24 protein-coding genes are annotated in these 24,702 nt (G+C 41.1%); 11 read left to right on the plus strand and 13 right to left on the minus strand.

Annotated features, from left to right (window positions below; translation table 11 throughout):
• The first annotated feature begins 70 nt into the window (after positions 1-70).
• The 5 genes from M3226_RS04375 to M3226_RS04395 all read left to right on the plus strand — a co-directional run bounded on the left by M3226_RS04375 (position 71) and on the right by M3226_RS04395 (position 8,226).
• Entirely contained in the window at positions 71-1,183 is a 1,113-nt protein-coding gene (locus M3226_RS04375; RefSeq protein ID WP_251562946.1) for a methionine biosynthesis PLP-dependent protein, read from the plus strand.
• Complete coding sequence (gene metC / locus M3226_RS04380) at positions 1,183-2,376, plus strand: cystathionine beta-lyase (protein WP_251562948.1); 1,194 nt, start codon at positions 1,183-1,185, stop codon at positions 2,374-2,376. The genes M3226_RS04375 and metC overlap by 1 nt, the downstream gene beginning before the upstream one ends.
• Entirely contained in the window at positions 2,373-4,232 is a 1,860-nt protein-coding gene (locus M3226_RS04385; protein WP_251562951.1) for a bifunctional homocysteine S-methyltransferase/methylenetetrahydrofolate reductase, read from the plus strand. The genes metC and M3226_RS04385 overlap by 4 nt, the downstream gene beginning before the upstream one ends.
• A complete protein-coding gene (gene metH, locus M3226_RS04390) occupies positions 4,210-7,659 on the plus strand; it encodes a methionine synthase (protein WP_251562953.1) in 3,450 nt (1,149 codons plus the stop codon). The genes M3226_RS04385 and metH overlap by 23 nt, the downstream gene beginning before the upstream one ends.
• 183 nt (positions 7,660-7,842) lie before the next feature.
• Positions 7,843-8,226 carry a hypothetical protein gene (locus M3226_RS04395; RefSeq protein ID WP_251562955.1) on the plus strand — a complete coding sequence of 128 codons (384 nt, stop codon included), beginning with the start codon at positions 7,843-7,845 and terminating at the stop codon, positions 8,224-8,226.
• A gap of 113 nt (positions 8,227-8,339) precedes the next feature.
• Here the strand turns inward: M3226_RS04395 and M3226_RS04400 are convergent, their stop codons facing one another.
• Complete coding sequence (locus M3226_RS04400; RefSeq protein WP_251562957.1) at positions 8,340-8,531, minus strand: hypothetical protein; 192 nt, start codon at positions 8,529-8,531, stop codon at positions 8,340-8,342.
• An 82-nt stretch (positions 8,532-8,613) separates the two neighbouring features.
• Between M3226_RS04400 and M3226_RS04405 the strand changes: the two genes are divergently transcribed.
• The 3 genes from M3226_RS04405 to M3226_RS04415 all read left to right on the plus strand — a co-directional run bounded on the left by M3226_RS04405 (position 8,614) and on the right by M3226_RS04415 (position 10,563).
• Complete coding sequence (locus M3226_RS04405; RefSeq protein WP_251562959.1) at positions 8,614-9,027, plus strand: MarR family winged helix-turn-helix transcriptional regulator; 414 nt, start codon at positions 8,614-8,616, stop codon at positions 9,025-9,027.
• A 15-nt stretch (positions 9,028-9,042) separates the two neighbouring features.
• Complete coding sequence (locus M3226_RS04410) at positions 9,043-10,254, plus strand: MFS transporter (protein WP_251562961.1); 1,212 nt, start codon at positions 9,043-9,045, stop codon at positions 10,252-10,254.
• Between the two features lie 66 nt (positions 10,255-10,320).
• Positions 10,321-10,563, plus strand: a complete 243-nt coding sequence (locus M3226_RS04415) for a hypothetical protein (RefSeq protein WP_251562963.1) — start codon at positions 10,321-10,323, stop codon at positions 10,561-10,563.
• Here M3226_RS04415 and M3226_RS04420 read toward each other — a convergent pair.
• From M3226_RS04420 to pxpB, 3 genes are read right to left on the minus strand one after another with little or no spacing between them, the layout of a single operon-like run.
• Positions 10,509-11,453 carry a 5-oxoprolinase subunit C family protein gene (locus M3226_RS04420; protein WP_251562965.1) on the minus strand — a complete coding sequence of 315 codons (945 nt, stop codon included), beginning with the start codon at positions 11,451-11,453 and terminating at the stop codon, positions 10,509-10,511. The genes M3226_RS04415 and M3226_RS04420 overlap by 55 nt on opposite strands.
• Complete coding sequence (locus M3226_RS04425) at positions 11,450-12,217, minus strand: LamB/YcsF family protein (protein ID WP_251562967.1); 768 nt, start codon at positions 12,215-12,217, stop codon at positions 11,450-11,452. The genes M3226_RS04420 and M3226_RS04425 overlap by 4 nt, the downstream gene beginning before the upstream one ends.
• Complete coding sequence (pxpB, locus tag M3226_RS04430; RefSeq protein ID WP_251562969.1) at positions 12,204-12,941, minus strand: 5-oxoprolinase subunit PxpB; 738 nt, start codon at positions 12,939-12,941, stop codon at positions 12,204-12,206. Before pxpB ends, M3226_RS04425 begins: the two co-directional genes overlap by 14 nt.
• Before the next feature lie 638 nt (positions 12,942-13,579).
• Here pxpB and M3226_RS04435 point away from each other — a divergent pair.
• Together M3226_RS04435 and M3226_RS04440 are read left to right on the plus strand one after the other, a co-directional pair.
• Positions 13,580-14,143 (plus strand): FAD-dependent oxidoreductase, encoded by a 564-nt coding sequence (locus M3226_RS04435; protein WP_251562971.1) that lies wholly within the window; start codon positions 13,580-13,582, stop codon positions 14,141-14,143.
• Positions 14,144-14,163: 20 nt separating this feature from the next.
• A complete protein-coding gene (locus tag M3226_RS04440; protein ID WP_251562973.1) occupies positions 14,164-14,547 on the plus strand; it encodes a VOC family protein in 384 nt (127 codons plus the stop codon).
• Positions 14,548-14,600: 53 nt separating this feature from the next.
• Here the strand turns inward: M3226_RS04440 and M3226_RS04445 are convergent, their stop codons facing one another.
• A complete protein-coding gene (locus tag M3226_RS04445) occupies positions 14,601-15,467 on the minus strand; it encodes an aldose epimerase family protein (protein WP_251562975.1) in 867 nt (288 codons plus the stop codon).
• 383 nt (positions 15,468-15,850) lie between these two features.
• Between M3226_RS04445 and M3226_RS04450 the strand changes: the two genes are divergently transcribed.
• Positions 15,851-17,368: an MDR family MFS transporter gene (locus M3226_RS04450; protein WP_251562976.1), complete on the plus strand. Its 1,518-nt coding sequence runs from the start codon at positions 15,851-15,853 to the stop codon at positions 17,366-17,368.
• 36 nt (positions 17,369-17,404) lie between these two features.
• On the opposite strand, the gene M3226_RS04455 is transcribed toward M3226_RS04450, so the two are convergent.
• From M3226_RS04455 to M3226_RS04490, 8 genes are all read right to left on the minus strand, one after another.
• Positions 17,405-17,803: a cytosolic protein gene (locus M3226_RS04455; RefSeq protein WP_251562978.1), complete on the minus strand. Its 399-nt coding sequence runs from the start codon at positions 17,801-17,803 to the stop codon at positions 17,405-17,407.
• A gap of 78 nt (positions 17,804-17,881) precedes the next feature.
• Positions 17,882-18,046 carry a hypothetical protein gene (locus M3226_RS04460; RefSeq protein ID WP_251562980.1) on the minus strand — a complete coding sequence of 55 codons (165 nt, stop codon included), beginning with the start codon at positions 18,044-18,046 and terminating at the stop codon, positions 17,882-17,884.
• Between the two features lie 28 nt (positions 18,047-18,074).
• Positions 18,075-19,250 carry a trans-sulfuration enzyme family protein gene (locus M3226_RS04465; RefSeq protein ID WP_251562982.1) on the minus strand — a complete coding sequence of 392 codons (1,176 nt, stop codon included), beginning with the start codon at positions 19,248-19,250 and terminating at the stop codon, positions 18,075-18,077.
• A 116-nt stretch (positions 19,251-19,366) separates the two neighbouring features.
• Positions 19,367-19,513: a hypothetical protein gene (locus M3226_RS04470; RefSeq protein ID WP_251562983.1), complete on the minus strand. Its 147-nt coding sequence runs from the start codon at positions 19,511-19,513 to the stop codon at positions 19,367-19,369.
• Complete coding sequence (locus tag M3226_RS04475; protein ID WP_251562985.1) at positions 19,510-20,745, minus strand: helix-turn-helix domain-containing protein; 1,236 nt, start codon at positions 20,743-20,745, stop codon at positions 19,510-19,512. The genes M3226_RS04470 and M3226_RS04475 overlap by 4 nt, the downstream gene beginning before the upstream one ends.
• A 143-nt stretch (positions 20,746-20,888) precedes the next feature.
• Positions 20,889-22,142, minus strand: a complete 1,254-nt coding sequence (locus M3226_RS04480) for a S8 family peptidase (RefSeq protein WP_251562987.1) — start codon at positions 22,140-22,142, stop codon at positions 20,889-20,891.
• 139 nt (positions 22,143-22,281) lie between these two features.
• Positions 22,282-23,220, minus strand: a complete 939-nt coding sequence (locus M3226_RS04485; protein ID WP_251562989.1) for a magnesium transporter CorA family protein — start codon at positions 23,218-23,220, stop codon at positions 22,282-22,284.
• A 226-nt stretch (positions 23,221-23,446) separates the two neighbouring features.
• Entirely contained in the window at positions 23,447-24,343 is an 897-nt protein-coding gene (locus M3226_RS04490) for a cation diffusion facilitator family transporter (RefSeq protein WP_285857719.1), read from the minus strand.
• Positions 24,344-24,702: the final 359 nt, after the last annotated feature.

A 24,702-nucleotide genomic window follows, 5' to 3' on the forward strand; every position in this document is an offset into this window, starting at 1 on the left:
AAAGCTTTATCACTCAATCGCGTTAATGTGGAACATTATAAACATTTATTTATTACAAGGAGCGTGCCTTATGTACAAAATCGATACAAAACTTGCCCAAATCGGCAACCGCAGTGAAACAACAACTGGAACCGTAAACCCGCCTGTATATTTTTCAACAGCCTTCCGTCATGAAGGAATCGGGCAATCTACTGGATTTGACTATACTCGAACAGGAAATCCAACGCGCCAGCTCCTTGAAAAAACGATCGCTGATTTAGAAGATGCGGATCAAGGATTTGCCTGCAGCTCTGGTATGGCTGCCATTCAACTTATCCTTGCTTTATTTGAATCTGGTGACGAATGGATCGTTAGTGAAGATTTATATGGTGGTACTTACCGCCTATTAGAAAAAGGCTATAAAAAATGGGGCCTAACGACTCAATATGTAAATACCTGTTGTCCGGAAGAAGTTGAAAAGAAAATCACCCCACAAACAAAGGCGATTTTCCTAGAAACACCAACCAATCCGCTTATGCAGGAATCAGATATTGCTGCGATTTCAAAGATTGCCAAACAACATGGCCTATTGTTAATCGTGGACAATACGTTCTATACACCGCTTTTACAACAGCCAATCAACCTTGGTGCGGATATCGTCATCCATAGTGCTACGAAATACCTTGGTGGTCATAATGACGTTCTTGCTGGCCTAGTTGTTGCAAAAGGAAAGGAAATTTGTGAAGCATTGGCCTTCCACCATAACGGTGCCGGAGCGGTTTTAAGTCCGTTTGATTCTTGGCTATTAATGCGCGGAATGAAGACATTGTCCCTAAGAATGGAACGACATGAAAAAAATGCAAAGGCCATCGTAGAATTCTTTTCACAGCATGATGCGGTAACAGATGTTCTCTACCCAGGACGCGGCGGAATGGTTTCCTTTAGAATTAAGGACGAAGCATGGGTGAATCCATTCTTACAGAATTTAAATTTAATTAGTTTTGCGGAAAGCTTAGGTGGAACGGAAAGCTTCATTACTTATCCAGCAACGCAAACACATATGGATATCCCAGAAGAGATTCGCATTCAAGCCGGCGTTTGCAATCGTTTATTACGTTTCTCGGTTGGAATTGAAGACTCACAAGATATCATTGAAGACTTACAACACGCTTTTGCTAAGGTACAGGAAGGGGTAATTGCATAATGGCACACGAAGAATATAGTTTTGAAACCAGACTGCTTCACAACAAACATAAAATTGACCCAGTAACAGGGGCGGTAAGTGTTCCCATTCAGCATGCCTCTACCTTCCACCAATCTGACTTTGATTCGTTTGGCAAGTACGATTATGGCCGCAGCTTAAATCCGACTCGTGAAGCACTTGAAGAAGTGATCGCGGAACTTGAAGGAGGAGTGAAAGGATTTGCGTTTGCATCAGGGATGGCCGCTATTTCAACTGCCTTCCTTCTACTATCTTCTGGTGATCATATTGTGATTACAGAGGATGTGTACGGCGGTACATTCCGAATGGTTACACAAGTTCTTTCGAGACTTGGGATTGAACATACCTTTGTCGATATGACCAATTTAGAGGAAGTAAAAGAAGCGATTCAGCCGAATACAAAGGCATTCTATGTGGAAACACCATCAAATCCTTTAATGAAAGTTACAGATATTAGAGCGATTAGTGAGATTTCTAATGAAATCGGTGCGTTGACATTTGTTGATAATACGTTCCTTACTCCTTACCACCAAAAACCGCTTGCATTAGGTGCTGATGTTGTCCTTCATAGTGCAACGAAATTTTTGGCAGGTCACAGTGATGTGGTGGCGGGTCTTGCCGTTGTCAAAGATGAAGAGTTAGCTAAAAGATTAGGATTCTTGCAAAATAGTTTTGGTGCGATTTTAGGTGTTCAAGATGCATGGCTTGTATTAAGAGGAATCAAGACGCTGAGTGTTCGCCTCGAGCAATCACAAAAATCAGCCATAAAAATCGCGGAATTTTTAGATGCACACCCGCTTGTTGAAAAGGTTCATTATCCTGGGCTGGAAAGCCACCCGCAATATGAAATTCAAAAAGAACAAGCAGATGGCCCAGGAGCGGTTTTATCATTTGAATTAGCTACTGAAGATGCCCTTCGCACCTTTGTTGCGAATGTAGAAATACCTGTTTTTGCGGTAAGTTTAGGTGCGGTTGAATCGATCCTTTCTTATCCGGCAAAAATGTCTCACGCTGCTATGTCGAAAGAAGACCGCCACCAGCGTGGAATTACGGATGGACTTGTCCGTTTATCAGTTGGACTAGAAAATCCAGATGATTTGATTAAAGATTTTTCTCAGGCGCTTGAGGAGGTTCGTGCTCAACATTTAGTGTTACATCAAGGAGAATCATCATGACCTTTTTAGACAAATTAAAAAACCAAATTTTAATAGGCGATGGTGCCATGGGCACACTGCTATATTCATTTGGAGTGGATACATGTTCAGAAGAACTCAATTTATCTCAAGCAGAGCAGATTCAGAACATCCATCGGGCCTATATTGATGCCGGAGCAGACGTCATTCAAACCCATACGTATGCGGCGAACTATTTAAAGCTGCAGCGGTATGGATTAGAGGACTCGGTGAAGGAAATCAACAGTGCTGCTGTCCGAAATGCCAAAAAAGCCGCTCAATCGAATGCTTATGTTCTCGGAACGATTGGCGGCAACCGCGGGATCAAAACAAGTTCAATTACAATAGAAGAATTAAAACGAAGCTTCCGTGAACAATTATATTGCCATTTGCTTGAAGGTGTTGATGGGCTGTTATTCGAAACCTTTTACGATTTAGAAGAGCTCGAAACCGTCCTAACGATTGCACGGAAGGAAACGAAGCTGCCGATTATTGCTCAAGTTTCCCTTCAGGACCCTGGTTTCTTACAGGACAGAACACCTGTTAATGAAGCTTTAAAAAGGCTGGAAGGCCTTGGCGCCGATGTGGTCGGGCTGAATTGCCGATTAGGTCCTCACCATATGTTACTAGCATTGGAACAGGTTGAGATTCCGAAGCATGCTTATCTTTCGGCTTATCCAAACGCCAGTCTTCCTACCTATACGGACGGAAAGTTTCATTATGAAGGCGATGCCGATTATTTCCAAAAATCGGCGCAACGCTTTAGAAACGAAGGCGTACGCTTGCTTGGCGGCTGCTGCGGGACAACACCAGACCATATTCGCGCCTATGCATCTGAATTAAAGAATAGTATCCCTGTGACTGAAAAAGTTGTAAAATTGAAACAAAAGCCGATTGTTGTCGAAATTGCTCCTAAAAGGGAATACACTCCCCTGCAGGAAATCGTCAAAGAACGACCATCGGTTATTGTCGAATTAGATCCTCCTCGAAAACTGGATACAACGAAGTTTTTCGAAGGGGCTAAGGCGCTAAAAAAAGCTGGCATTGATTCGATCACGCTTGCGGATAATTCACTGGCAACCGTTCGGATTTCTAATGAATCCTTAGGCTATCTTTTAAAAAGTGAGTTAGGAATGCGGCCGCTGATTCATCTTGCCTGCCGTGACCGCAATATCATTGGGCTTCAATCTCACTTAATGGGACTTCACACACTTGGAATGAATGATATCTTAGCCATTACGGGAGACCCTGCTAGAGTAGGAGATTTCCCTGGTGCCTCATCCGTTTATGATGTGTCGTCATTTGAACTAATTCAAATGATTAAACAGATGAACGAAGGCTTGTCTTACTCCGGTAAAGACTTAGGACAAAAAACAGCTTTTAGTGTTGCGGGTGCTTTTAATCCGAATGTCCGCTCTGTTGAGAAAGCCGTGAAGCGTTTGGAGAAAAAGATTCAATTCGGTGCTGATTACTTTATCTCTCAGCCGGTCTTTTCTGAGGAAAAATTAATCGAAGTCTATGAAAATACGAAACATCTTGATACACCGATTTACATTGGCTTAATGCCATTAACAGGCAGTAAAAACGCAGAGTTTCTTCATAATGAAGTGCCTGGGATCAAAATCGCCGATTCCATTCGTGACCGGATGGCTCTCTTGAATGACAATCCGCTTCAAGCGGCTAGAGAAGGCATTGCGATTACCAAGTCACTCATTGATGCAGCATTAGATTTATTTAATGGAATTTATTTAATTACACCATTCTTAAGGTTTGAATTAACAGCAGAGCTCGCTGCATATGCAAACCAGCGAGCGAGTGAGATTAGGGGGGCCAGCTATGCCGAAAACACCATTTTCTGAACAACTTAAAAAGCGCATCTTAGTCATGGACGGTGCAATGGGTACGATGCTGCAGCAGGCCGATCTTACAGCAGAGGATTTTGGCGGTGAGCAGTATGAAGGTTGTAATGAACATCTCGTTCTAACGGCTCCTTCCGTCATTTCTCGTATTCACCGTGAATACTTAGAGGCCGGTGCAGACATCATTGAAACGAATACGTTTGGGGCGACAAGCCTTGTATTAGACGAATATGATCTTGGATTTAAAGCTTATGAGATTAATAAAATTGCTGCGATGCTGGCTGTCAGGGAAGCGATGAGCATTTCGACTGATGATTGGCCGCGTTATGTAGCAGGTTCCATGGGTCCGACGACCAAAACCTTAAGTGTTACCGGTGGAACCACCTTCGATGCCCTCTCTGCAACTTATGAAGAGCAGGCGATTGGTTTAATCGACGGCGGCGTTGATTTACTTTTACTAGAAACAAGCCAGGATATGCTTAATGTGAAAGCTGGATTTGTCGGTATTCAAAGTGCTTTTTCAAAAACAGGCAAAACCCTGCCGCTCTTTATTTCAGGAACGATCGAACCGATGGGGACAACCCTGGCTGGACAAACGATTGAATCGTTCTTTATTTCAGTGGAGCACATGAATCCGGTCGCTGTTGGTCTTAACTGTGCGACCGGTCCTGAATTCATGCAGGATCATATTCGTTCACTTGCAGGTTTGTCAACAACGGCTGTCAGCTGTTATCCAAATGCCGGCTTGCCTGATGAAGATGGTCACTATCACGAAACACCAGAAATACTGGCGAAAAAATTGTCCGATTTTGCGGCACATGGCTGGTTGAATATTGTCGGCGGCTGCTGTGGTACAACACCTGAACATATCAAGGTGATTGCTGAAGCAATGAAGCAATATCAGCCACGTCCGTTCCAATCATCCAGCACCCATATGGTTTCTGGTATTGAGCCATTCATTTACGATGATCCTACATTAAGACCGATTATGGTTGGGGAACGTACAAACGTTATCGGCTCTCGTAAGTTCAAACGATTGATTACAGAAGGCAAATTTGAAGAAGCGTCAGAAGTTGCCCGCGCTCAGGTAAAGGGCGGTGCCCATGTTATTGATATCTGCCTTGCCGACCCCGATCGTGACGAGATGGCTGATATGGAGAACTTCATTAAAGAAGTCGTTAAAAAGGTGAAAGTGCCGCTTGTTATTGATTCCACTGATGAAAAGGTTATTGAGAGAGCACTTAAGTATTCTCAAGGTAAGGCCATTATCAATTCAATCAACCTTGAGGATGGTGAGGAGCGCTTTGAAGCGATTGTTCCGTTAATTCACCGTTATGGTGCCGCTGTCGTGGTGGGGACGATTGATGAAGAGGGAATGGGCGTTTCTGCAGTGCGGAAATTAGAGATTGCCAAACGTTCTCACGACCTATTAGTTCATAAGTATGGACTGAAGCCTCAGGATCTTATCTTTGACCCGCTTGTATTCCCAGTTGGTACAGGGGATGAACAATATATTGGCTCAGCTAAAGCGACCGTAGAAGGAATTAGGATGATTAAGGAAGCGATGCCGGAAGTGCAGACCATCCTGGGAATTAGTAACGTTTCCTTCGGTCTTCCTCCTGTCGGACGCGAGGTGCTGAATTCGGTCTTCCTTTACCATTGTACACAGGCTGGCTTGGATTATGCGATTGTGAATACGGAAAAGCTTGAGCGCTTTGCTTCGATCTCAAAGGATGAAGTTCAGTTAGCAGAGGCTTTGTTATTTGATACAACGGATGAAACATTAGCTACCTTTACCGAGTTTTACCGCGGGAAAAAGAAGGAAGCCAAAACAACCATTCCTAATATGACACTAGAGGAAAGACTTGCTTACTATGTGATTGAAGGAACAAAAGAAGGTTTGCTTCCTGATTTAGAACTAGCGCTTGCCTCCTACCCTGCTCCATTGGATATTATTAACGGTCCATTAATGGACGGCATGAAAGAAGTCGGCCGCCTGTTTAATGACAACCAGTTAATTGTGGCGGAGGTTCTGCAAAGTGCGGAGGTTATGAAAGCCTCTGTTTCCTTCTTAGAGCCTCATATGGAAAAAGGCGATGTGTCTGCCTCTAAGGGGAAAGTTATTTTAGCAACGGTTAAAGGTGATGTTCACGATATCGGTAAAAACCTCGTAGATATCATACTAAGTAATAACGGCTATAACGTGGTTGACTTAGGGATTAAGGTTACTCCAACGGATTTGGTGCAAGCGATTCGTGAAGAAAAGCCCGATATAGTTGGATTGTCAGGCTTATTAGTAAAATCAGCACAGCAAATGGTATTAACTGCTCAAGACATGAAGGAAGCCGGAATTTCTGTGCCGATTCTTGTTGGTGGTGCTGCCCTTTCTCGTAAGTTCACCGATACAAGGATTGCCAAGGAATATGATGGACTTGTTCTTTATGCAAAGGATGCAATGAATGGTCTATCGCTTGCCAATCAGCTGCAAACGCCAGAAGAGTATCAAAAGCTGCTTGATGATAAAGCAGAAAAGCTGGCAGCATTGGAGATTCCAAGGGAATTACCAACCCGTGCAGCTAGTGCTGTTGCGGTAAAAGTAAAACCGGCGGTGTCAACAGAAGTACCTGTCTTTACGCCGATGGATACGAAGAGGCATGTTTTAAGATCCTATTCTCTTTCTCATATTGAGCCGTATATTAATATGCAAATGTTAATAGGCCATCATCTTGGGGTAAAAGGGAAACTTTCGAAGCTGCTTGCTGAGAAAGATGAAAAGGCCTTAAAAGTTAAGGGAGTCGTCGATCAGTTGTTAGCAGATGCTAGTGCAAATAACTGGATTACGCCTGCAGCGTTATATCAATTTTTCCCGGCTCAATCGGATGGTAATAAGGTATATATCTATGATCCAAAAGATCAAACTACCATTATTGAAACTTTTGATTTCCCTCGTCAGGAATCAGCGCCATTCCTTTGTTTAGCTGATTTTTTGAAGTCTGTTGACAGTGGTGTGATGGACTATGTTGGCTTCTTTACAGTGACAGCTGGAAGAGGGATTCGCCAAAAGGCAGATGAGTTAAAGGCAGAGGGACGATTCCTTGAAAGCCATGCACTTCAATCATTGGCGCTTGAGTCTGCTGAAGGCTTTTCTGAATTGATTCACCGCCAGATGCGTGATCGTTGGGGATTCCCAGATCCGCTTGATTTTACGATGCAGGATCGTTTTACGGCGAAATATCAAGGGCAGCGTTTCTCATTTGGTTACCCGGCATGTCCGGAGTTAGAAGATCAGAAGAAGCTGTTTAAGTTGATTCAACCTGAGGAAATTGGGATTGAGTTAACGGAGGGCTGTATGATGGAGCCTGAAGCATCGGTATCAGCGATTGTATTTGCGCATCCTGAGGCTCGATATTTTAATGTGAATAGGTAATTTTTTAAGGGTATCCCGAGTTTACAGAGGGATACCCTTTTTTCTATGACCATCGACCTAAAAATAAATCTAAACTCATTTACAAGCTCATATAAATGTACTATGATTCTTATTAAGAAACAAATTGATATTTTATTAAGAATATATGATGCTATTTTACTATAAAGGAGGTGGTAATGAATTTTGAAGGCAATACTTAGTTTTACCCTCGTTTTGATTGTTTTTAGTACATTAGTGATTCCTACTTCTACCTATGCTTCTACATATTCTACACAATCTAACTCTAGTAGCGGATTTTCTCAAACATTTTCACTTTCTTATCTCCTCACTATCTTTAATAATGATAGTTATAAGAATAATTACCAATATTATAGTCTCGAAAAAAACAACTATGATAATAGATATGAAGATGATTGGTGGGAGAGTTTTTTGAAGTGGTGTAATGGAGAAGGTTCTGGCGGTGGAGGAGATCATGATGATGAGTGTCAAGATAATAAAGGCAGTTGGGGAAATGATGATGGCTGCCTAGACTCCGCTGAAATTTGGAAAAGATGGTATTGTAACTAATATTTATGATTTTATCCGCAGGATTTTTGTCTGCGGATTTTTTTATGGGGATTTCTATGGTGGCAGATTCCGCCGGTTTTTGTGTTTATTCCGCCCATTATCCTCCTTTTATATTAAAAGGCTTCATTTTCAGGGAGATTTGCTTTGGTTATTTCCACCGAATTTGATTTTTTTCCGCCAAGACTTTGTTTTTTACCGCTGGATTCCAGATTTATTCCGCCCTTTTCCCAATTAATTCCGCGCACTTTTGGATTTATTCCTCCCAGAAGCATCCATAATCCCAGCGGATCTACATTTCCGTCCACATTCACGTTCTTTCCTTGACAGAATCTCACTTTTCAACTATAGTTACCTAGGTAACTAATTATAAAGAAATGGGAGCGAATCATGTCAACCCACGAATTATTCCATACCCTACACCAGCTTTCAAGACATCTCACCAATAGACTCAATGAAGCACTAAAACCAACAGGATTATACAGTGCCCAGTGGGCCGTTATCTATGTTCTAAAAAATAAAGGATCGCTGACACAAAAAGAACTTTGTGATTACCTATTTGTTGAAGCGCCGCCGATCACGAGAACCATCCAACGGTTAGTTAAACAAGGATATGTCACTCAAGTTCCTGGGAAAGACAAACGAGAAAAGCATGTCCAACTAACAGAATTGGCCAATCAGGAATATCCAAAATGGGAGCATATTGTAAACTCTGTCAATCATGAACTAATGAGAGACTTCCCTATTGAATCACGTAAACAATTCCTAAAACTGCAAAAAAGCTGGCTGCAGCAAATTTTATAAATAGAGGTGCATCACATGAACAAACCAAAATTATGGACAAAAAACTTTATTAGTATTTCCTTTAGCAATCTATTTCTGTTTTTATCTTTTTATATCTTGCTCGTAACACTGCCATCATACGCACTTGATGAATTACATAGTAGTTCTTCTATGGCAGGTCTGATGACAACAATCTTCTTACTTTCGGCGATCATTTCCCGCCCGCTTGCCGGTCAATGGCTTGAACGCGCCGGTAATAAGAAGGTGTTGCTAGCAGCATTAATTATTTTCGCTGCAGCGTCACTGTTATATTTCTTCCCTAGCTCCATGGTTGGTTTTTTAGTCATCCGCCTGTTACATGGAATCGGCTTTGGAATGGCGACGACAGTGGTGGGTACAATTGTGGCTGATATTATCCCTGTCTCTCGACGTGGAGAAGGAATGGGATATTTCGTTATGTCGACCAATTTAGCAATGGTTATTGGTCCATTTATTGGTCTATTGGCCATCCATCAATGGGGCGCTAAGACCTTGTTTATCATCAGTGTGATTGTTTCCATTTGTGCGTTAATTACAGGACTAAGTGTAAAACAAGCCAAAACAGAAACAGCTGTTCAACCGAAAGCTCATTCATCTTTTTCTTTCAGCAACCTATTTGAGGCTTCTGCTGTTCCCATTTCTATTGTCGGCGGCTTTATGGCAATTGTTTATTCAGCTCTCTTATCCTTTGTATCGATTTATGCAAGTGAAATTCACTTAGAAAGCATCGCCAGCATGTTCTTTGTTGTTTATGCGATTCTCTTATTAGCCTCAAGACCGTTCACTGGAAAATGGCTTGATCAATATGGACCGAATGTGATTAGTTTCCCATGTATCGCTCTTTTTGCGATTGGCATGTTTATTTTGAGCCAAAGTAATGGAGCAGTTACCTTCCTTTTATCAGCAGGTTTAATTGGTTTAGGCTGGGGAACCCTTTTCCCAACGTTTCAAACGATTGCGATTCAAGATGCGGAGCCCCGCAAAAGAGGCGTGGCCACTGCAACGTTTTTATCGATCTATGATACCGGCATTGCGTTAGGTTCCTTTGTCGTTGGAATCATTGCAGCAAAAGTCGATTATGGCACTCTATATTTCTTCTGTTCCTTTTATATCTTAATCGGATTAGTTCTTTTTTACTTCCTTCATACGAAGAAACGTGCTTCGGCAAAGGGAACTGCGCAGCATCAAGGAAAAGCACAGGAAATTTAAGTTTTTTAAACAAACCTCCTCGATTTGTTATATAATGTAAAGAAACAAATCTGAGGAGTGACTTTTATGGCTAAATCTAAAGCAAAAAGGCTTAGAGAAAAACTAGCGCGCGAAGGGAATCTGAATCCCGAAGCGAAAAGAAGTCCGTTTGTTTTCACGGATATGAGAACAAGAGCAACCAAAACAAAAAAAGATCATTTATATCAGTTTAAACACAAGAGCCATCAAACCCGTGACGGAAATGATGGTTCTTTTTATTTTGCCGCCCCCAGCTGCAAATGCCTTAATAATCGCTGCCTTTCCACATAAAGCTGTTGTGCTTCCTCTACTGACACTATGGAAAAGTGAATAACGGTGTCAGGCACCGCTTGAGCAAGTCCCGGAATATCTGCAGAAATCACTGTCCCGATTCTTGTATAGCCGCCGGTGGTTTGCCGGTCGGCGAGGAGGATGATGGGCTGGCCGCTTGCGGGGACTTGGATTCCGCCTAGCGGGATGGGGTCGGAAATGATATCTGGACCGCCGATGTGTTCGATTTTCGGGCCTTTCAGCTGATAGCCCATCCGATTGGCTTGATGGGTCACAACAAATTCCTCCGTGAAAAACCGGTGAATACTTTCCTCCGTAAATCGATCCTCATGAGGTCCAATAACCACCCGAATTGTCATTTCTTTTGCATATTGGGGAACTAATTCCGGATGTAGCATTTTATATGGCCTCCTTATTAAAGGGTTGCCAGCTAGTACATCCCCCTTCTGCAATGCCCGTCCCTCAAAGCCGCCAAACTTTCCATTTAAAAAGGTGGATTTACTGCCTAACACAAGAGGAACATTAATTCCTCCTCCAATGGCTATATAGGTTCGAGCTCCTAGTCTACAGTGACCTACTGTCAGAACCTGACCCTTCCGTAAGAGAAAGCTTTTCCACAAGTCCACTTCCTCCCCGTCCACTTTAGGCGTAAAATCACCGCCGCAAATGGCGATTACAACATCACTTAAGGCCTCCACTTCGGGACCTATTAAAGCTGCCTCGAGTACAGCTTCTCCCTTAGGATTTCCAACGAGGATATTCGCCACTTGCATAGAATAGGAATCCATTGCCCCGGATGGGCTGATTCCAAATTGTTGATATCCATATCTGCCATAATCCTGAACGGTTGTTTGCAGCCCAGGTTTTAAAACTTTTAAGATAGCCTTCATTCGCTTCGCCAGCTTTTTCTAATCTCGATGTTTTCTTGTTGAAAAGCCTGCTTTAGTTTGGTTACAAATTCTAATGCCTGCGGGTCATCTCCATGTACACAGATGGTATCCGCTTGAATCGTTATGTCTGAGCCATCCACCGCCTCGACTTTTCCTTCCTTAATCATCCGTATGACCCTTGTTATCGCAATCTCCGAATCATGAATGATGGCATTTGGTTCCTGACGGGAGGTTAATGTCCCATCTGGCTGGTAGGTGCGGTCGGCAAACACTTCCCCTGCAACGAGTAGTCCCCTCTCTCCCCCAGCCTTCGCTAATTCACTGCCGGCAAGTGCAAATAAAACAAGCTGAGGATTCAGGTCGAAAATAGCCTGAGCGATGGAATCGGCTATCTCCCGATTCTTGGCCGCCATATTATACAAAGCACCATGCGGCTTGACGTGAACAAGGTTGGTACTGTTTACTTTACATACAGCATCTAATGCACCTATTTGATAAACAACAAGATGATAAATCTCTCGAGGGGCCAGCTTCATTTCCCTCCTCCCAAAACCGGCCAAGTCTGGAAAGCCAGGATGTGCCCCTATTTGGACCCCATATTTTTTGGCAAGTCTGACGGTCTCAAACATGACATTGTGGTCCCCGCCATGATAACCGCAGGCAATATTTGCAGATGAGATATACTTTAATACCTCTTCATCATTACCAATCTTAAAGGCGCCAAAACTTTCCCCTAAATCACTATTCAAATCAATCACTGTCATACGTATTCTCCCTTTTATATGTTTTTAGCTTATATGTTTTATTGGCAACTAATTGCTTGATTCTTTTATACTCTTGTATATCAATCGAATAAAATTTAATATAATTTCCTGCTGAGAAAAGAAACGGTGACGGGCGATTTACGTCAAACAGGGTAACGGGTGTGATTCCTATGATGCGCCAGCCGGACGGGACCTCAGCGGGATAAATGCCGGTTTGATTTCCACCAATGCCAACCGCACCTGCCTTCACACTTGGACGTGGATGTTCGAGTCTTGGAACCGCGAGACTTAGCGGCAGTCCGCCCAAATAAGGAAACCCCGGGACAAATCCCATCATATAAATTAGGTATTCCTTACTTGTATGCAGTCTTATCACCTCTTCCTCGCTTAACCGATGATAACTGGCCACGAATGGTAAGTCAGGACCTGTTTCCCCGCCATAATAAACAGGTATTTCATAGACGATCCCCTTTTCCCGCTCAACTTTGTCAGTGGTAGAAAAATTACTTTTGAGGATTTTTTCTAAAACGTGATAGCTAATGACCTCTGGTTGATAGTAAATGACAACCGTACAATAGGCAGGCACCCATTCGATGATCCCCTTTATTTTTGCAGTTTGAAGACCTGTAATAAAATGCTGGATTTCCCTTTGTATCTCCTCATTAATTTGATTCCCAAAAGATACTTGGATGGCTACATCTCCAAGTGATTTTATCTCAATCATGGTCATCCCCTATTTTTCATCGTTTGTTTTTAGGCTATAGATAAGTACACTACAATTATTAAATTAATTTTCTTAAAGTTGCAATTTTAATTCATAGATTCACTTTAAGAAGAGCCTACATTTCATTAAATAAACTTAATTATAGAGTATTACTAATGATAGAAGAGTATCAAAAAAAGCATCTGCTTTTTGCAGATACTTTTGAGCGGTAATACCACTTTTTACTTGAAGGTCAATCCAGCTATCCAATAACAAAAACAATCCAATTGATTTACTACTTGTATTAATTTAACTGTCTAATTTTTTCCTCATGATAAATAATCTTTTTTGTTATTTCATTTTTCAAACTATAATCTAGACAACTATCCAATAACAGTAGATGATAGTTTTTTCTTAATATATGCCATTTGTAAAGTATCTTAGATATTAACGACATAATGTCCGCCTCCTATCCTTGATTTCTATATATTACGTTTTTGAAAGCGGTTTAAAGGGGGTATTAAATGTTTAAAAAATTTCTCCCTTAAAGAACCATAACTTATTATGTACATGAGCCCCCTAAAATGTAAGCACTTCATTTTACAATCATTTTTAATTACGCTAAGCTAGAATCATTACTAAATATTGGAGGGATTTTGATGTTTGATGTAGTTATTATTGGAGCAGGTGCTGCAGGTGCAAGTGCAGCTCTATTTACAGCTAAAGCTGGTAAAAAAACTTTGGTTGTCGACAATGACAAAAGCATGACTAAACGTGCTTGGATCGAGAACCATTATGGAGTTTCCGAAATTACTGGACCAGATTTGATTGATATCGGTAAAAAGCAAGCAACGAAATTTGGTGCAGAAATAGTAGAAGCTACTGTAACTGATGTTCAAAAAAATGAAGAAGGTTTCAAAGTCGTAACCGACCAAAACGAATACCAAGCCAAGCATGTCATTGTGGCAACTGGAGCCTTAACTGCTCTCGCTGAACCTATTGGTCTAAAAACCAAGCCTGGAACAGAACCAAGAATTAAAACGGTCCTAGATGTAGATGCAGCTGGAAAAACCAATATTGATGGCATTTGGGCAGCTGGAACGGTTGCTGGTGTGAGTGTACATACCATCATAACAGCTGGCGACGGTGCTAAAGTTGCGATTAATGTAATTAGTGAAATCAATGGTGAGCGTTATGTTGACCATGATGTATTAAAATCTTAATTAGCATAGGAGCAATGAAGATGGCTGTTAAAAAGATGGATCACGTTGGCGTATTTGTTAAAGACTTAGATGCATCACTGACATTTTATCAAGAGATTGTTGGTATGGACCTTAAGGATCAGTTTACCATTAATAATGGAGCTCTAACCTTAGCATTCCTTGGTTTCAATGGTTCTGATGAAACGGAATTGGAATTAGTTTATGGCGGCAATCCCGATCTTCCAGAGGAAGGGAAAGTCAATCATATCGCATTTTTAGTCGATGACATCGAAGAGGAATTTAAGCGTTTAAAGGGATTAGATGTTTCATTTATTAGTGAACAAGTCGATACCCTTCCAAACGGGTATCGTAATTTCTTTGTAAACGGTCCTGATGGGGAAAAAGTTGAATTCTTTCAGAGATAGTAGTAAAAAACCTCCTTTTTTCAGGAGGTTTTTTAGCTAATATCATGTATTCACTATTTGACCGAAATAACTAATGATGTTTGCAGTGATTTACCGGGTTCAATCATGACTAATTCTTCTTTCCGATTGAGTTCATCGGTCATCGCCATCCATGGTTCGACGCAAATAAATTCTTGTTCTGCCTCCGTCCACAACACAATATACTTAAATTCATCTCCATATCTCATGGTAACGCTTTTCCTTAGTTCGGGAAGCTCAAATGATATTTTCCTTTTCCTACTATCCATGAATACTAAGGATTCCTTTTTATTCGTTAAATCCAAGGAATGGTTAAACGGGCTTACCTCCATCGTATTATAATCTAAATAGGTCTTCGCATCGGTTTGATAGGTCAATTCTTTACTAGATGTTTTAAAATAGGGGTGAAAACCCGCGTAGATTGGCATGGACTCATCGGAAGTATTCCGATAGACCTGGCCGATCGATAGCTCATTTTTAGTAATCGTATAGCTAAAAATGACTTCAAATTGAAATGGGTATTCTTTCATTGTTTCTTCATTACTTACTAATTGTAAACTAACCGTGGCCTTTGTTTCATTTAATTCCGTATCGATTACTTCCCAAGGATGATTCCTGGCTACACCGTGATTTTTCATTTTGTAAACCTTATCGTTCCATTCATATTCCCCATTTTCCAGCTGTCCTGATATGGGAAAAAGTATCGGTATGCCGCCTCTAATATTTTTATTAGGATCATAAAGAGTCTCTTTATTTAAAAATAAGATCTCGTCGTTTTCTACGCCAAAACTAGTAATAATTCCGCCGCTCTCTGGAGAAACCCTTAGCCAGCTGCCTAACGTTTCATTAGATAATTCATAAACAGATAATTCCTTTTCTTTACTAACCTTAAGCTGATACATGTTCTATGTTCATCCCTTCTAATTAACGCTCTTCACTTTTTATAATTGGCCCTGTTAAATTTGGCTGTTGATTTCCGCTCCAGGCTCTCGCTTTCCGCGGGCGTGCCGGGGAGCCTCCTCGGCGCTTTTGCGCCTGTGGGGTCTCCCCTGCCCCGTACTCCCGCAGGAGTCGAGCGCCTTCCGCTCCAATCAACAGAGTATAAAAAACAACAATCTCGTTTAACAGAGCCTAACAATTAAATTGACAATTCTATAACCCAATTAATAAAATTAATTTTATCCTACTAGTAGGTATTTAAACATCAAGCAAAACTAAAAAACGCAGGAGGAGCACTCGCGATTATCCCGCTATTTACATTTCGGAAAAATAAAAGGAGATTGATATGATTAAACAAGGTACTAATTTAAAGCTCGTTGTTACGGGGCTGATGCTCGCTATTTTGATGGCGGCCATGGATAATACAATTGTCGCTACCGCGATGGGAACCATCGTGTCAGACCTCGGCGGCTTTGACAAATTTGTTTGGGTGACTTCTGCCTACATGGTTGCCGTCATGGCAGGGATGCCGATATTCGGAAAGCTATCCGATATGTACGGACGGAAACGTTTCTTTCTTTTTGGGTTAATCGTCTTCCTGATTGGATCTGCTCTTTGTGGAATAGCCCAATCGATCGTTCAGTTAAGTATTTACAGGGCCATCCAAGGAATTGGCGGCGGAGCTCTTATGCCGATTGCTTTTACCATTGTATTTGACATTTTCCCGCCGGAAAACCGCGGAAAAATGACAGGTCTGCTCGGTGCTGTTTTTGGTGCCTCCAGTGTTCTTGGACCATTACTTGGTGCTTATATAACAGATTACATTAGCTGGCATTGGGTCTTTTATGTAAACGTACCAATTGGTATTGTTTCGATTATTTTAATTGTTCGTTACTATCATGAATCCTTACAGCATTCTAAACAAAAAATTGACTATCTCGGTGCGATTACACTTGTGATTTCGGTCGTGAGTCTCATGTTTGCTCTTGAATTAGGCGGTAAGGAATATGATTGGTATTCTGTCCAAATCATCAGTTTATTTGCAAGCTTTTTCATCTTTTTTGTGGCCTTCTTCATTGCCGAATTTAAGGCGGCAGAACCGATTTTACCACTTTGGCTGTTTAGACGGCGTTTGTTTGCCACCTCACAGATCCTATCCTTCTTATACGGCGGAACATTTATCATTTTAACTGTGTTTATTCCGATTTTTGTTCAAGCCGTTTACGGGGGAACCGCGAAGAATGCTGGATTAATTTTAACACCGATGATGTTAGGGTCGGTGGCAGGAAGTTCGATTGGAGGGATCTTTTTAACAAAAACGTCTTTCCGTAATTTGATGATAGTATCGATAATTTCCTATGTGGCCGGGATGTATTTACTTGGAACGATGACGGTTGACACCGCCCGTTATTTACTAACGATTTATATGATTTTGGTTGGTTTTGGGGTCGGCTTTTCCTTCTCCTTGCTGCCAACTGCCTCAATGCACAATTTGGAGCCGCAATACCGGGGAACTGCTAATTCAACTAATTCCTTTTTACGTTCCTTCGGGATGACACTTGGGGTAACCATTTTTGGTTCGCTGCAAGGTAATCTGTTTACAGATCAATTAAAGGAAGCCTTTAAAGGGATGCAAGGCGGGGGCGGACAGCCATTTCAAATGGGTGACCCCCGGCAAATTTTCCAGGCAAGTGAACGGGCAAAAATACCTGATTTTATCTTAGATAAAATTGTTCAAGCTATGTCTTATTCTATCACTCACACTTTTATACTAACATTGATTCCCATTGCTCTCGCTGCGATTACGATTGTATTTATGGGGAACGCCCGCGTAGAAGTAAGCAAGAAGCCCGCAAAAGGATAAAAGAACAGCACTGACCTCAACCGGTCAGTGCTGTTTTTATACTTTAAGATCCTTGCCTGCTTCGACAATATGAAACAGTAAATGAGCTAGATGATGAATCGGGCCATATTCTTGTTCTTCTTCCTCTTCAGTTTCCTGGTCGAATTCAAGGTCATTTAAGAAAAGCGCCATAAATTCATAGAAGTCCTTCAATTGGAAGGAATAGCAGCCGACTGGGTCTTCATTGTCGTCTTCATATTGTAAGACCATGTAAGAAAGATTCCCATCAATGTCAGCCGCGTCAAAAAAGACAAAAAGGCCTATATTCGTATCAACTTCAAATAAATGCCTTGTCCCGCCCTCGGTTGCTTTGTTAAATTCCTCTTGATTTATTTTCTGTATTTGCATGCTGTCTACATTATCTTCTTGGTGAAATCCCACAACAAATGATTCCATAATACCCTCCTTAACCTCTACTTAGAGTACAAACACATGATATTAGGATACCCAATATTGGACTGATTTCATTCAGGTTTATTGTTCATCATTACATCGCTCTGGGTAATACTCCGTTAGTAGAGGATTTTCCGTTGTAGCAAACCTTGCAGTTTGCAGCGTCATTTCCGGTTCTACACCATAAAGCTTTTTAATCGTCTCTTTTTCCCATTCTTCATCCTCAAAGAGTTTTTGATCTTTCATTTAATCTCACCTGCTTCCTATTTAGACTTTAATCATTAAGTGACTGCTCTAAATCACGGATTAAAACATTCACATCCTCAAGACCTACGGCAAGACGAATCGTTCCCGGACTGATCTGTTCCTTAAGCAGCTTCCCTTCATTGTTATTTAGGTTAGGGGACAAAACAAGGCTTTCAAATGAACCCCAGGAAACCCCTATTTTAAAAGCTTTCATTTTATTGATAACCTTCTCGACTTGGCGATAATCAGCCTGCGATAATTCAATGCTCATCAAGCCGCTGTACCCGGTTAACTGTTTTTGGCCCAATTCAAAATCAGGATGGGTTCTAAGTCCTGGATAATTAACCATAGCTACTTTCGGATGAGACTCCAGAAATTCCGCTACTTTTAAAGCATTTTCCTGATGGGCAGTCATCCGTAATGGCAATGTACGAATCCCCCGCAGTAATAATGATGCTTCTGATGGGGGCATTGCCGCACCCATTAGCAGGTATTCTTTTTTAAATAAGGTTTCCATTATTTTTTTACTCGTAATTAAAGCCCCGCCTAGGACATCACTATGGCCGCCAAGATATTTAGAGGCTGAATGGACCACTATATCGATTCCGAATGTTAGTGGCTTTTGGAATAAAGGAGTGGCCCATGTATTATCGATAATGGTGCGAATCCCATTTGCCTTTGCCAGTTTACTGACCTCAGCAAGATCGATTAATCGGTAGGTCATATCTGTTGGGCTTTCGAGAAAGATGACTTTGGTGTTGGATTGGATCACCTGTGAAATCTCCTCGGTATTAGTAGAATATACAACCGAATGACTTATATTAAACTTTCCTAAATATTTTAGGAGTTCCATCGTCGAGTAATATAAATTACTGACGCAAAGGATATGGTCGCCGCTTTGAACACTATTGATAATGGCCGCACTGATGGCCGCCATTCCCGAAGAAAATGTCTTGCAATCTTCCCCACGTTCCAATGCTGCTAATTTCTTCTCCACAACTTCAACCGTAGGATTGGTTCCTCGTCCATACACATAATGATGTTTTTCGGACTGAACAGCCTCCACCAACTCACCAAGGGTTGGATAAGTAAATAATGTATTTTGAAATGTCGGCGGAACAACGGCCCCGTGAAATCGACCGCGGTCATCTTCATAATGCATACAAATCTGTTTATCTTGCTCGAACTCTCCTACATTTCTCATTGAAAAATGATCTCCTATAAAAGTAATTTTTTGCTTATTTTCTGCTTTCCATAGTCATTCATTCCAATCAATAAAAAAAATCCCTGAGAGAGGTCAGGGATTTTTTCATATGCTCATTATACTGGAGGCAGAATAGGAGGACCTTGTGGACCTGCGTAAGCATAGTTATGAGCATTGGATACAGATTCACTTTTTACAGCGTTATTGGATGCAAAAAGAACAAGGAATGAAACTGACAGTAATAGGACAGCCATTTTTTTCATACTATTCCTCCTGTAATTTTATTGAGATAGCTGACTGCTTTGTGAACCAGTCCATTTTCATTGTAATAATCGGCTAACATTTTATAAAAACGGGTAAGGTAATCGTTCTGCTCACTTATTTCCTCAAAATAAGGAATGACCTTTGTTTCTAAGTATTTAAACGCTTTTTGCGGCGAAGCCATATGAAGTAAATAAAATTCTGCCAAGAGGCGATATTTCTTATTTCCCAACTCTTTCGATAATAAAAAGACTTCCTGTAAGCATTTTTTTGCTTTTTCTGTAAATTGAAGGGAGAAATGAATTTCGCCAATAGAATAAAGTGTAACTAAATAGTGTTGGTTGACGTTAGTCTGTAATGCCAAACTTCTTTCATAATAGATCAGTGCTTCCCTGTCATTGTTCATTTTATTTTGTAAAAAGCCCATGTTATGGTAAATCTGCGGCAGCATATTTTCTTCCTTTAACAATTCTGCATTTCGGATTAAATGCTGAAAACACCCCTCTGCTTCCTCGTAAATTTTCGAGTGAGTGTAACTTATGCCTAAGAGCATTAACGTATGCAAAATACGCAAAAAGTTGTGCTGGTTCATAAAAAACTGCAGTGCCATCTTCCCAAAATGAATGGCATGTCCCGACTGTTCAAGAGAGCTTTTGACAAGTGCTCGATGATAAAGGAATTCGCCGCTCGTTGTATCATGATCATTCTCTATGTACAATGTATCAAGGATATCATCGGCGTTTTTAAACTGTCCTTTTAAAATTAAGAATATCGCATTATAATAGCGAAATAAATAGCTTTCATGTTGGGAAAATTTTTTCTTTTGCTTAAATAATAAGTCCCTTTGCGACTCAGCTTCCCCAATTTTTCTTTTAAATAGGAGATAGCGATATTTCGTTAGCTCCCAAATATAAATATGTTTAGAGAATGGGGTGAGATGCTCCCTATTTTTTAATTTTTGATAGATTTCATCTGCTTCTTCTTTAAGGTAGAAATTTATTTTATTATTTACATCTCTAAGAAGGTGTTTGATTTCATCTTCTTTCTCTTCCATTTCTTCAAGGTTAATGCTGAGCCGTTCAAGTAAAAGGGCGATCGTTTCTTCGTTGGCTTCTTTTGAATTGTTTTCAATTTTACTTAAATGCGGAACGGAACATATTCCTTTTGCAAGCTCCGTTTGGGTCATTCCCCGTTGGGTTCGATAGTATTTAATCAGGGCTCCGAATTCCATCATGCCACCAGCTTGCCTTTCTTTTATTACCCATTTTACTATATTAGGAAATTTCCTAACAGTAATTTTGATATTATTTAACATGTTGAATTTTCAAAATTTAAACAGCCACCCGGAAGGCCTTTTTCCGGATGGCTTAATCATGATCACTTTACTCTAGGGAAACCAAAACCTGATGCGTTATCATCACCAGTTGCAGAGCTTATGCCGCCCTTAATATCATACAATTTTGCTCTATTCTGCAGTTCTGCCCGTATCTGTGCATTGGTCCAGGATGAATTGGCAGCCCAAATTTTTGCCGCAAGACCGGAGACATGCGGTGTTGCCATGGATGTACCACTAATCGTGTTATAACCGCCGTCCTTCCAGGTCGATTCGATCGCCCTGCCTGGTGCAGAAACTTCAACATCCCGTTCTTGTATGACATAGTCACCGTCTGTGGCTGAATTACCTCTAGAAGAGAAATCTGCTACACGATAAGTCCCATTTTGCTGTACATTTTCGAGTGCAGCTACAGCCACAACATTCGGTAATGCCCCCGGGTAACCAATGGTATTATCGGCAGAACCATCATTACCGGCCGCTGCCACAATCAGGACCCCTTTTCCATAGGCATAGTCCACAGCGTCAGAGATGAGCGAATCCTTCGTGCTCGAACCAAGTGACATCGAAATAATCACCTTTTTACCTGCTGCTTGATCGGCTACCTTCCTAATTGCCGCTGCAATGTCATCAGAATAGCCGCTGCCCCGATCATTTAATACTTTATACGACCACAATTTTGCTTCTGGTGCGACACCATAAATCCCCGTACCGTTTCCGCCATTCGCTAAGACTGTCCCCGAAACATGAGTACCGTGGCCATTTCCATCTGAACAGCTTCCATCTACCCAGGACACCTTCATTTGTGAAAAGTCCTGACATTGTGCCACATTGTTCGATAAATCAGGATGGTTTCGATTCACCCCTGTATCAAGCACAGCTACGACAATGCCGCTGCCACCGGAAGTACTGGCAACGGCTGAATCATTATAGATGGCCTGTATTCCCCATGGAGTTCGGTCACTAGGAGCCGTCACTAAAGTTCCACCCTGCTTTGCTGCCGCTTCATTTACAACAGCTAATTTAACCTCCGGAACTTTTTCAATCGTTAAATTTTTGTTATGAAGGAGTGCTTGGTATGCTTGAGCATTGACCGTGGTTGTAAAACCATTAGCTGCGAATTCCCAGCGGACACCGTAGCTTGTTTTTGCCTTCGCCTTTTCAGAAGCGGGACCTTGAATTAGGACACGGTATGTTTCATTGGAATTCATCTGCTGACCAAATGCCCCTGTTGCAAACAAGGAGACCCCCATTACCACACTCATAATGGTTGCACCTATGGTTTTCTTTTTTCTCATCCAAACTCCCCTTTCCAAAATGGTACAGAACAAGTCACTAGCGCTAAATTATATTCGGACCTGTCTATCAATATTAGAAAAAAAAGTTGGGAAAATTTTTAAAAAATGAAAAAAACCAGCCTTCTAAAAGACTGGTAATCTAGAAATATTTCTTTTTCCAAAAAACAAACGCGGTTAAACTCGTTAAAAATGCCGAGATTACTAGCGGAATGGCATATGAATGGGTTGAGTGCTGGAAAGGGATATCGACATTCATCCCATAGAAGCTTGCCACCATTGTTGGGAAGGATAAGATAATCGTAATCGACGTTAAAAATTTCATGACGATGTTCAAGTTATTAGAAATGATCGAAGCGAAAGCATTCATCATTCCCGACAAAATCGAACGGTATGTCTCCGCCATCTCAATTGCCTGAGTTTTTTCGATGATCACGTCTTCTAATAAATCTTTATCTTCTTCATACATTTTTAGATAATTAAAACGCAAGATTTTATCAAGGACAACCTTATTCGATTTTAAGGAAGTGGTAAAGTAAACTAAACTTTTCTCTAACGCCAGAAAGGCATAGAGCTCTTTATTTTTTAAAGACTGGTGTATTTCACGTTCTATTTCGTTTGTTTTCTTATTTATTTGCTTGAGGTAACGAAGATAATAAGATGAAATCACAAACAGGATTTGCAAGGCAAAGCGTGTTTTTTTAAAGGTAAAGAATTCCTTGACACGATTTTTTCGAAACTCTTCAATAATCGGTGAATCTTTTAATGAAACGGTAATAATATTATCTTCAGTTAAAATAATGCCAATCGGAATCGTTTCATACACAGCTAGGCCTGTTTCATCGTGAATAATATAGGGAAAGTCGACGATGATATAGACTCGGCCGTCATCCCGTTCAATCCTCGGACGTTCTTCATCATCCAGCGCATCTTTTATAATATCTACATCAACCTGAGCATCATTTGAAACTTTATTTATTTCTTCTGCTGTTGGAGCATACATATTAACCCAGCAGCCTTTGGTTACTGTCTCAACCTGTTCAAGGACCCTGGCATCGGTGCTTTTAAAAATTTCTAACACAAGCAAAACCTCCTCTTTTACTGTTAATCGAGGAAGCCAACAACCTTTTTAAGAGTTGATATTCTGATATTCAATTTCATCAATTCTAAGATTACATTGACTTCCTCCCGCCTACTTGGGTCCGGGTCTACGGAATAACTCAAAAATATCAACTCCCTTACTTTTTATATCCTATCCTATCATAAACCCAAATGCTACAAAGTACAAAGGAGTTTTTTTTCAGGAATTATTTGTCTTCAGGAAAATATGGATTTAGATGAATTAATACTTCATGAATATTGTCATTTTGGTCCATCAGTGCAAGTTTTATCGATTTTGCCAAGTCATGTCCTTCTTTTATGGTCTTGAAATGATCAATGGCAATCCGAATGTCCACTAAAACATAATGGCCATGTTCTCTGGCTCTTACCCGGTCGATCCTGCGAACATCTGGGAAATCCTTTATAACCGTTATATAATCCTGCAATGTTTCCGTGTCAATATTACGCTCTAATAAAATATCAAATGCTTCGGTCAACATTTCTTTGGCAATTTTAAAAATTAAGTAGGCCACAAAAACACTGGCTGCCTTATCACCGTATAGTAAAAAGTGAATATCCATCCGCTCTCCTATGATGGAAAGAAGAACCCCTATAGCGGCTGCAATTGATGCCACAATATCCGCTTTATGATCAAAGGCAATCGCTTCAATTGCTTTACTATGATTTTCATTCGCGACTTTTAACGAACTTCGATAGAGGATGATCTTTGTAATAAACGAAAAAAGGGCCACCCACATGGCTAACAGACTTGGTGATTCCACCTTATGAAAGAAACCGCTGATGCCTTCGTAAGCCACATAAATGGCAACTAATAGAAGGAGAATCCCGATTATTTCCGATACAATGACTTCAGCTTTTCCATGTCCATATGGATGTTCCTTATCGGCCGGTTTATTGGCAATTTTGATTACAAGTAAGACAATTACAGATGCAAATACATCCGCTGCCGAGTGAATACCATCTGCAAAGACGGCATCACTATGTCCGTACCAGCCAATCACAATCTTTCCTAGGGTTAGGATGATATTACTAATCACACTAATCCAGGCTACTTTTTTAGCCAGCGTCTCTCTCATTACCATAATGAAACCACCTTTAAATTAGAAAAGCGCAAGCGCCTTGGTTAGCCCCGACAAGCACAAGACGAGCCGGCCGAAAGGTTGCTCTTTAACCTTTTGGACGGATTGGCTTGTGACCTCGAGGGGCTAGGCGCTGGAGCTGGACAATTTTCGAAGTCAAAAACATTTATACTTTCTTATCTTTTTAAGAAAAGCGTAAGCGCCTTGGTCAGCCCCGATATAGGGCGACTTGTCGATTGACCGGCGAAAGCAGGGTCAAAGACTAGTCGCCCTTAATGCGTACAGAAAGCGATAGCTTTCTGTAGCCAAGCATAAGACGAGCCGGCCGAAAGGTTGCTTTTTAACCTTTTGGCCGGATTGTC

This window comes from Neobacillus cucumis (assembly GCF_023715505.1).

What these genes read in the sequence shown, in the direction of transcription:
- M3226_RS04375 (WP_251562946.1), top strand. Translation starts at nt 71, where the DNA reads ATGTACAAAATCGATACAAAACTTGCCCAAATCGGCAACCGCAGTGAA.
- metC (WP_251562948.1), top strand. Translation starts at nt 1,183, where the DNA reads ATGGCACACGAAGAATATAGTTTTGAAACCAGACTGCTTCACAACAAA.
- M3226_RS04385 (WP_251562951.1), top strand. Translation starts at nt 2,373, where the DNA reads ATGACCTTTTTAGACAAATTAAAAAACCAAATTTTAATAGGCGATGGT.
- metH (WP_251562953.1), top strand. Translation starts at nt 4,210, where the DNA reads ATGCCGAAAACACCATTTTCTGAACAACTTAAAAAGCGCATCTTAGTC.
- M3226_RS04405 (WP_251562959.1), top strand. Translation starts at nt 8,614, where the DNA reads ATGTCAACCCACGAATTATTCCATACCCTACACCAGCTTTCAAGACAT.
- M3226_RS04410 (WP_251562961.1), top strand. Translation starts at nt 9,043, where the DNA reads ATGAACAAACCAAAATTATGGACAAAAAACTTTATTAGTATTTCCTTT.
- M3226_RS04415 (WP_251562963.1), top strand. Translation starts at nt 10,321, where the DNA reads ATGGCTAAATCTAAAGCAAAAAGGCTTAGAGAAAAACTAGCGCGCGAA.
- M3226_RS04420 (WP_251562965.1), bottom strand. Translation starts at nt 11,453, where the DNA reads ATGAAGGCTATCTTAAAAGTTTTAAAACCTGGGCTGCAAACAACCGTT.
- M3226_RS04425 (WP_251562967.1), bottom strand. Translation starts at nt 12,217, where the DNA reads ATGACAGTGATTGATTTGAATAGTGATTTAGGGGAAAGTTTTGGCGCC.
- pxpB (WP_251562969.1), bottom strand. Translation starts at nt 12,941, where the DNA reads ATGATTGAGATAAAATCACTTGGAGATGTAGCCATCCAAGTATCTTTT.
- M3226_RS04435 (WP_251562971.1), top strand. Translation starts at nt 13,580, where the DNA reads ATGTTTGATGTAGTTATTATTGGAGCAGGTGCTGCAGGTGCAAGTGCA.
- M3226_RS04440 (WP_251562973.1), top strand. Translation starts at nt 14,164, where the DNA reads ATGGCTGTTAAAAAGATGGATCACGTTGGCGTATTTGTTAAAGACTTA.
- M3226_RS04445 (WP_251562975.1), bottom strand. Translation starts at nt 15,467, where the DNA reads ATGTATCAGCTTAAGGTTAGTAAAGAAAAGGAATTATCTGTTTATGAA.
- M3226_RS04450 (WP_251562976.1), top strand. Translation starts at nt 15,851, where the DNA reads ATGATTAAACAAGGTACTAATTTAAAGCTCGTTGTTACGGGGCTGATG.
- M3226_RS04455 (WP_251562978.1), bottom strand. Translation starts at nt 17,803, where the DNA reads ATGGAATCATTTGTTGTGGGATTTCACCAAGAAGATAATGTAGACAGC.
- M3226_RS04460 (WP_251562980.1), bottom strand. Translation starts at nt 18,046, where the DNA reads ATGAAAGATCAAAAACTCTTTGAGGATGAAGAATGGGAAAAAGAGACG.
- M3226_RS04465 (WP_251562982.1), bottom strand. Translation starts at nt 19,250, where the DNA reads ATGAGAAATGTAGGAGAGTTCGAGCAAGATAAACAGATTTGTATGCAT.
- M3226_RS04470 (WP_251562983.1), bottom strand. Translation starts at nt 19,513, where the DNA reads ATGAAAAAAATGGCTGTCCTATTACTGTCAGTTTCATTCCTTGTTCTT.
- M3226_RS04475 (WP_251562985.1), bottom strand. Translation starts at nt 20,745, where the DNA reads ATGATGGAATTCGGAGCCCTGATTAAATACTATCGAACCCAACGGGGA.
- M3226_RS04480 (WP_251562987.1), bottom strand. Translation starts at nt 22,142, where the DNA reads ATGAGAAAAAAGAAAACCATAGGTGCAACCATTATGAGTGTGGTAATG.
- M3226_RS04490 (WP_285857719.1), bottom strand. Translation starts at nt 24,343, where the DNA reads ATGGTAATGAGAGAGACGCTGGCTAAAAAAGTAGCCTGGATTAGTGTG.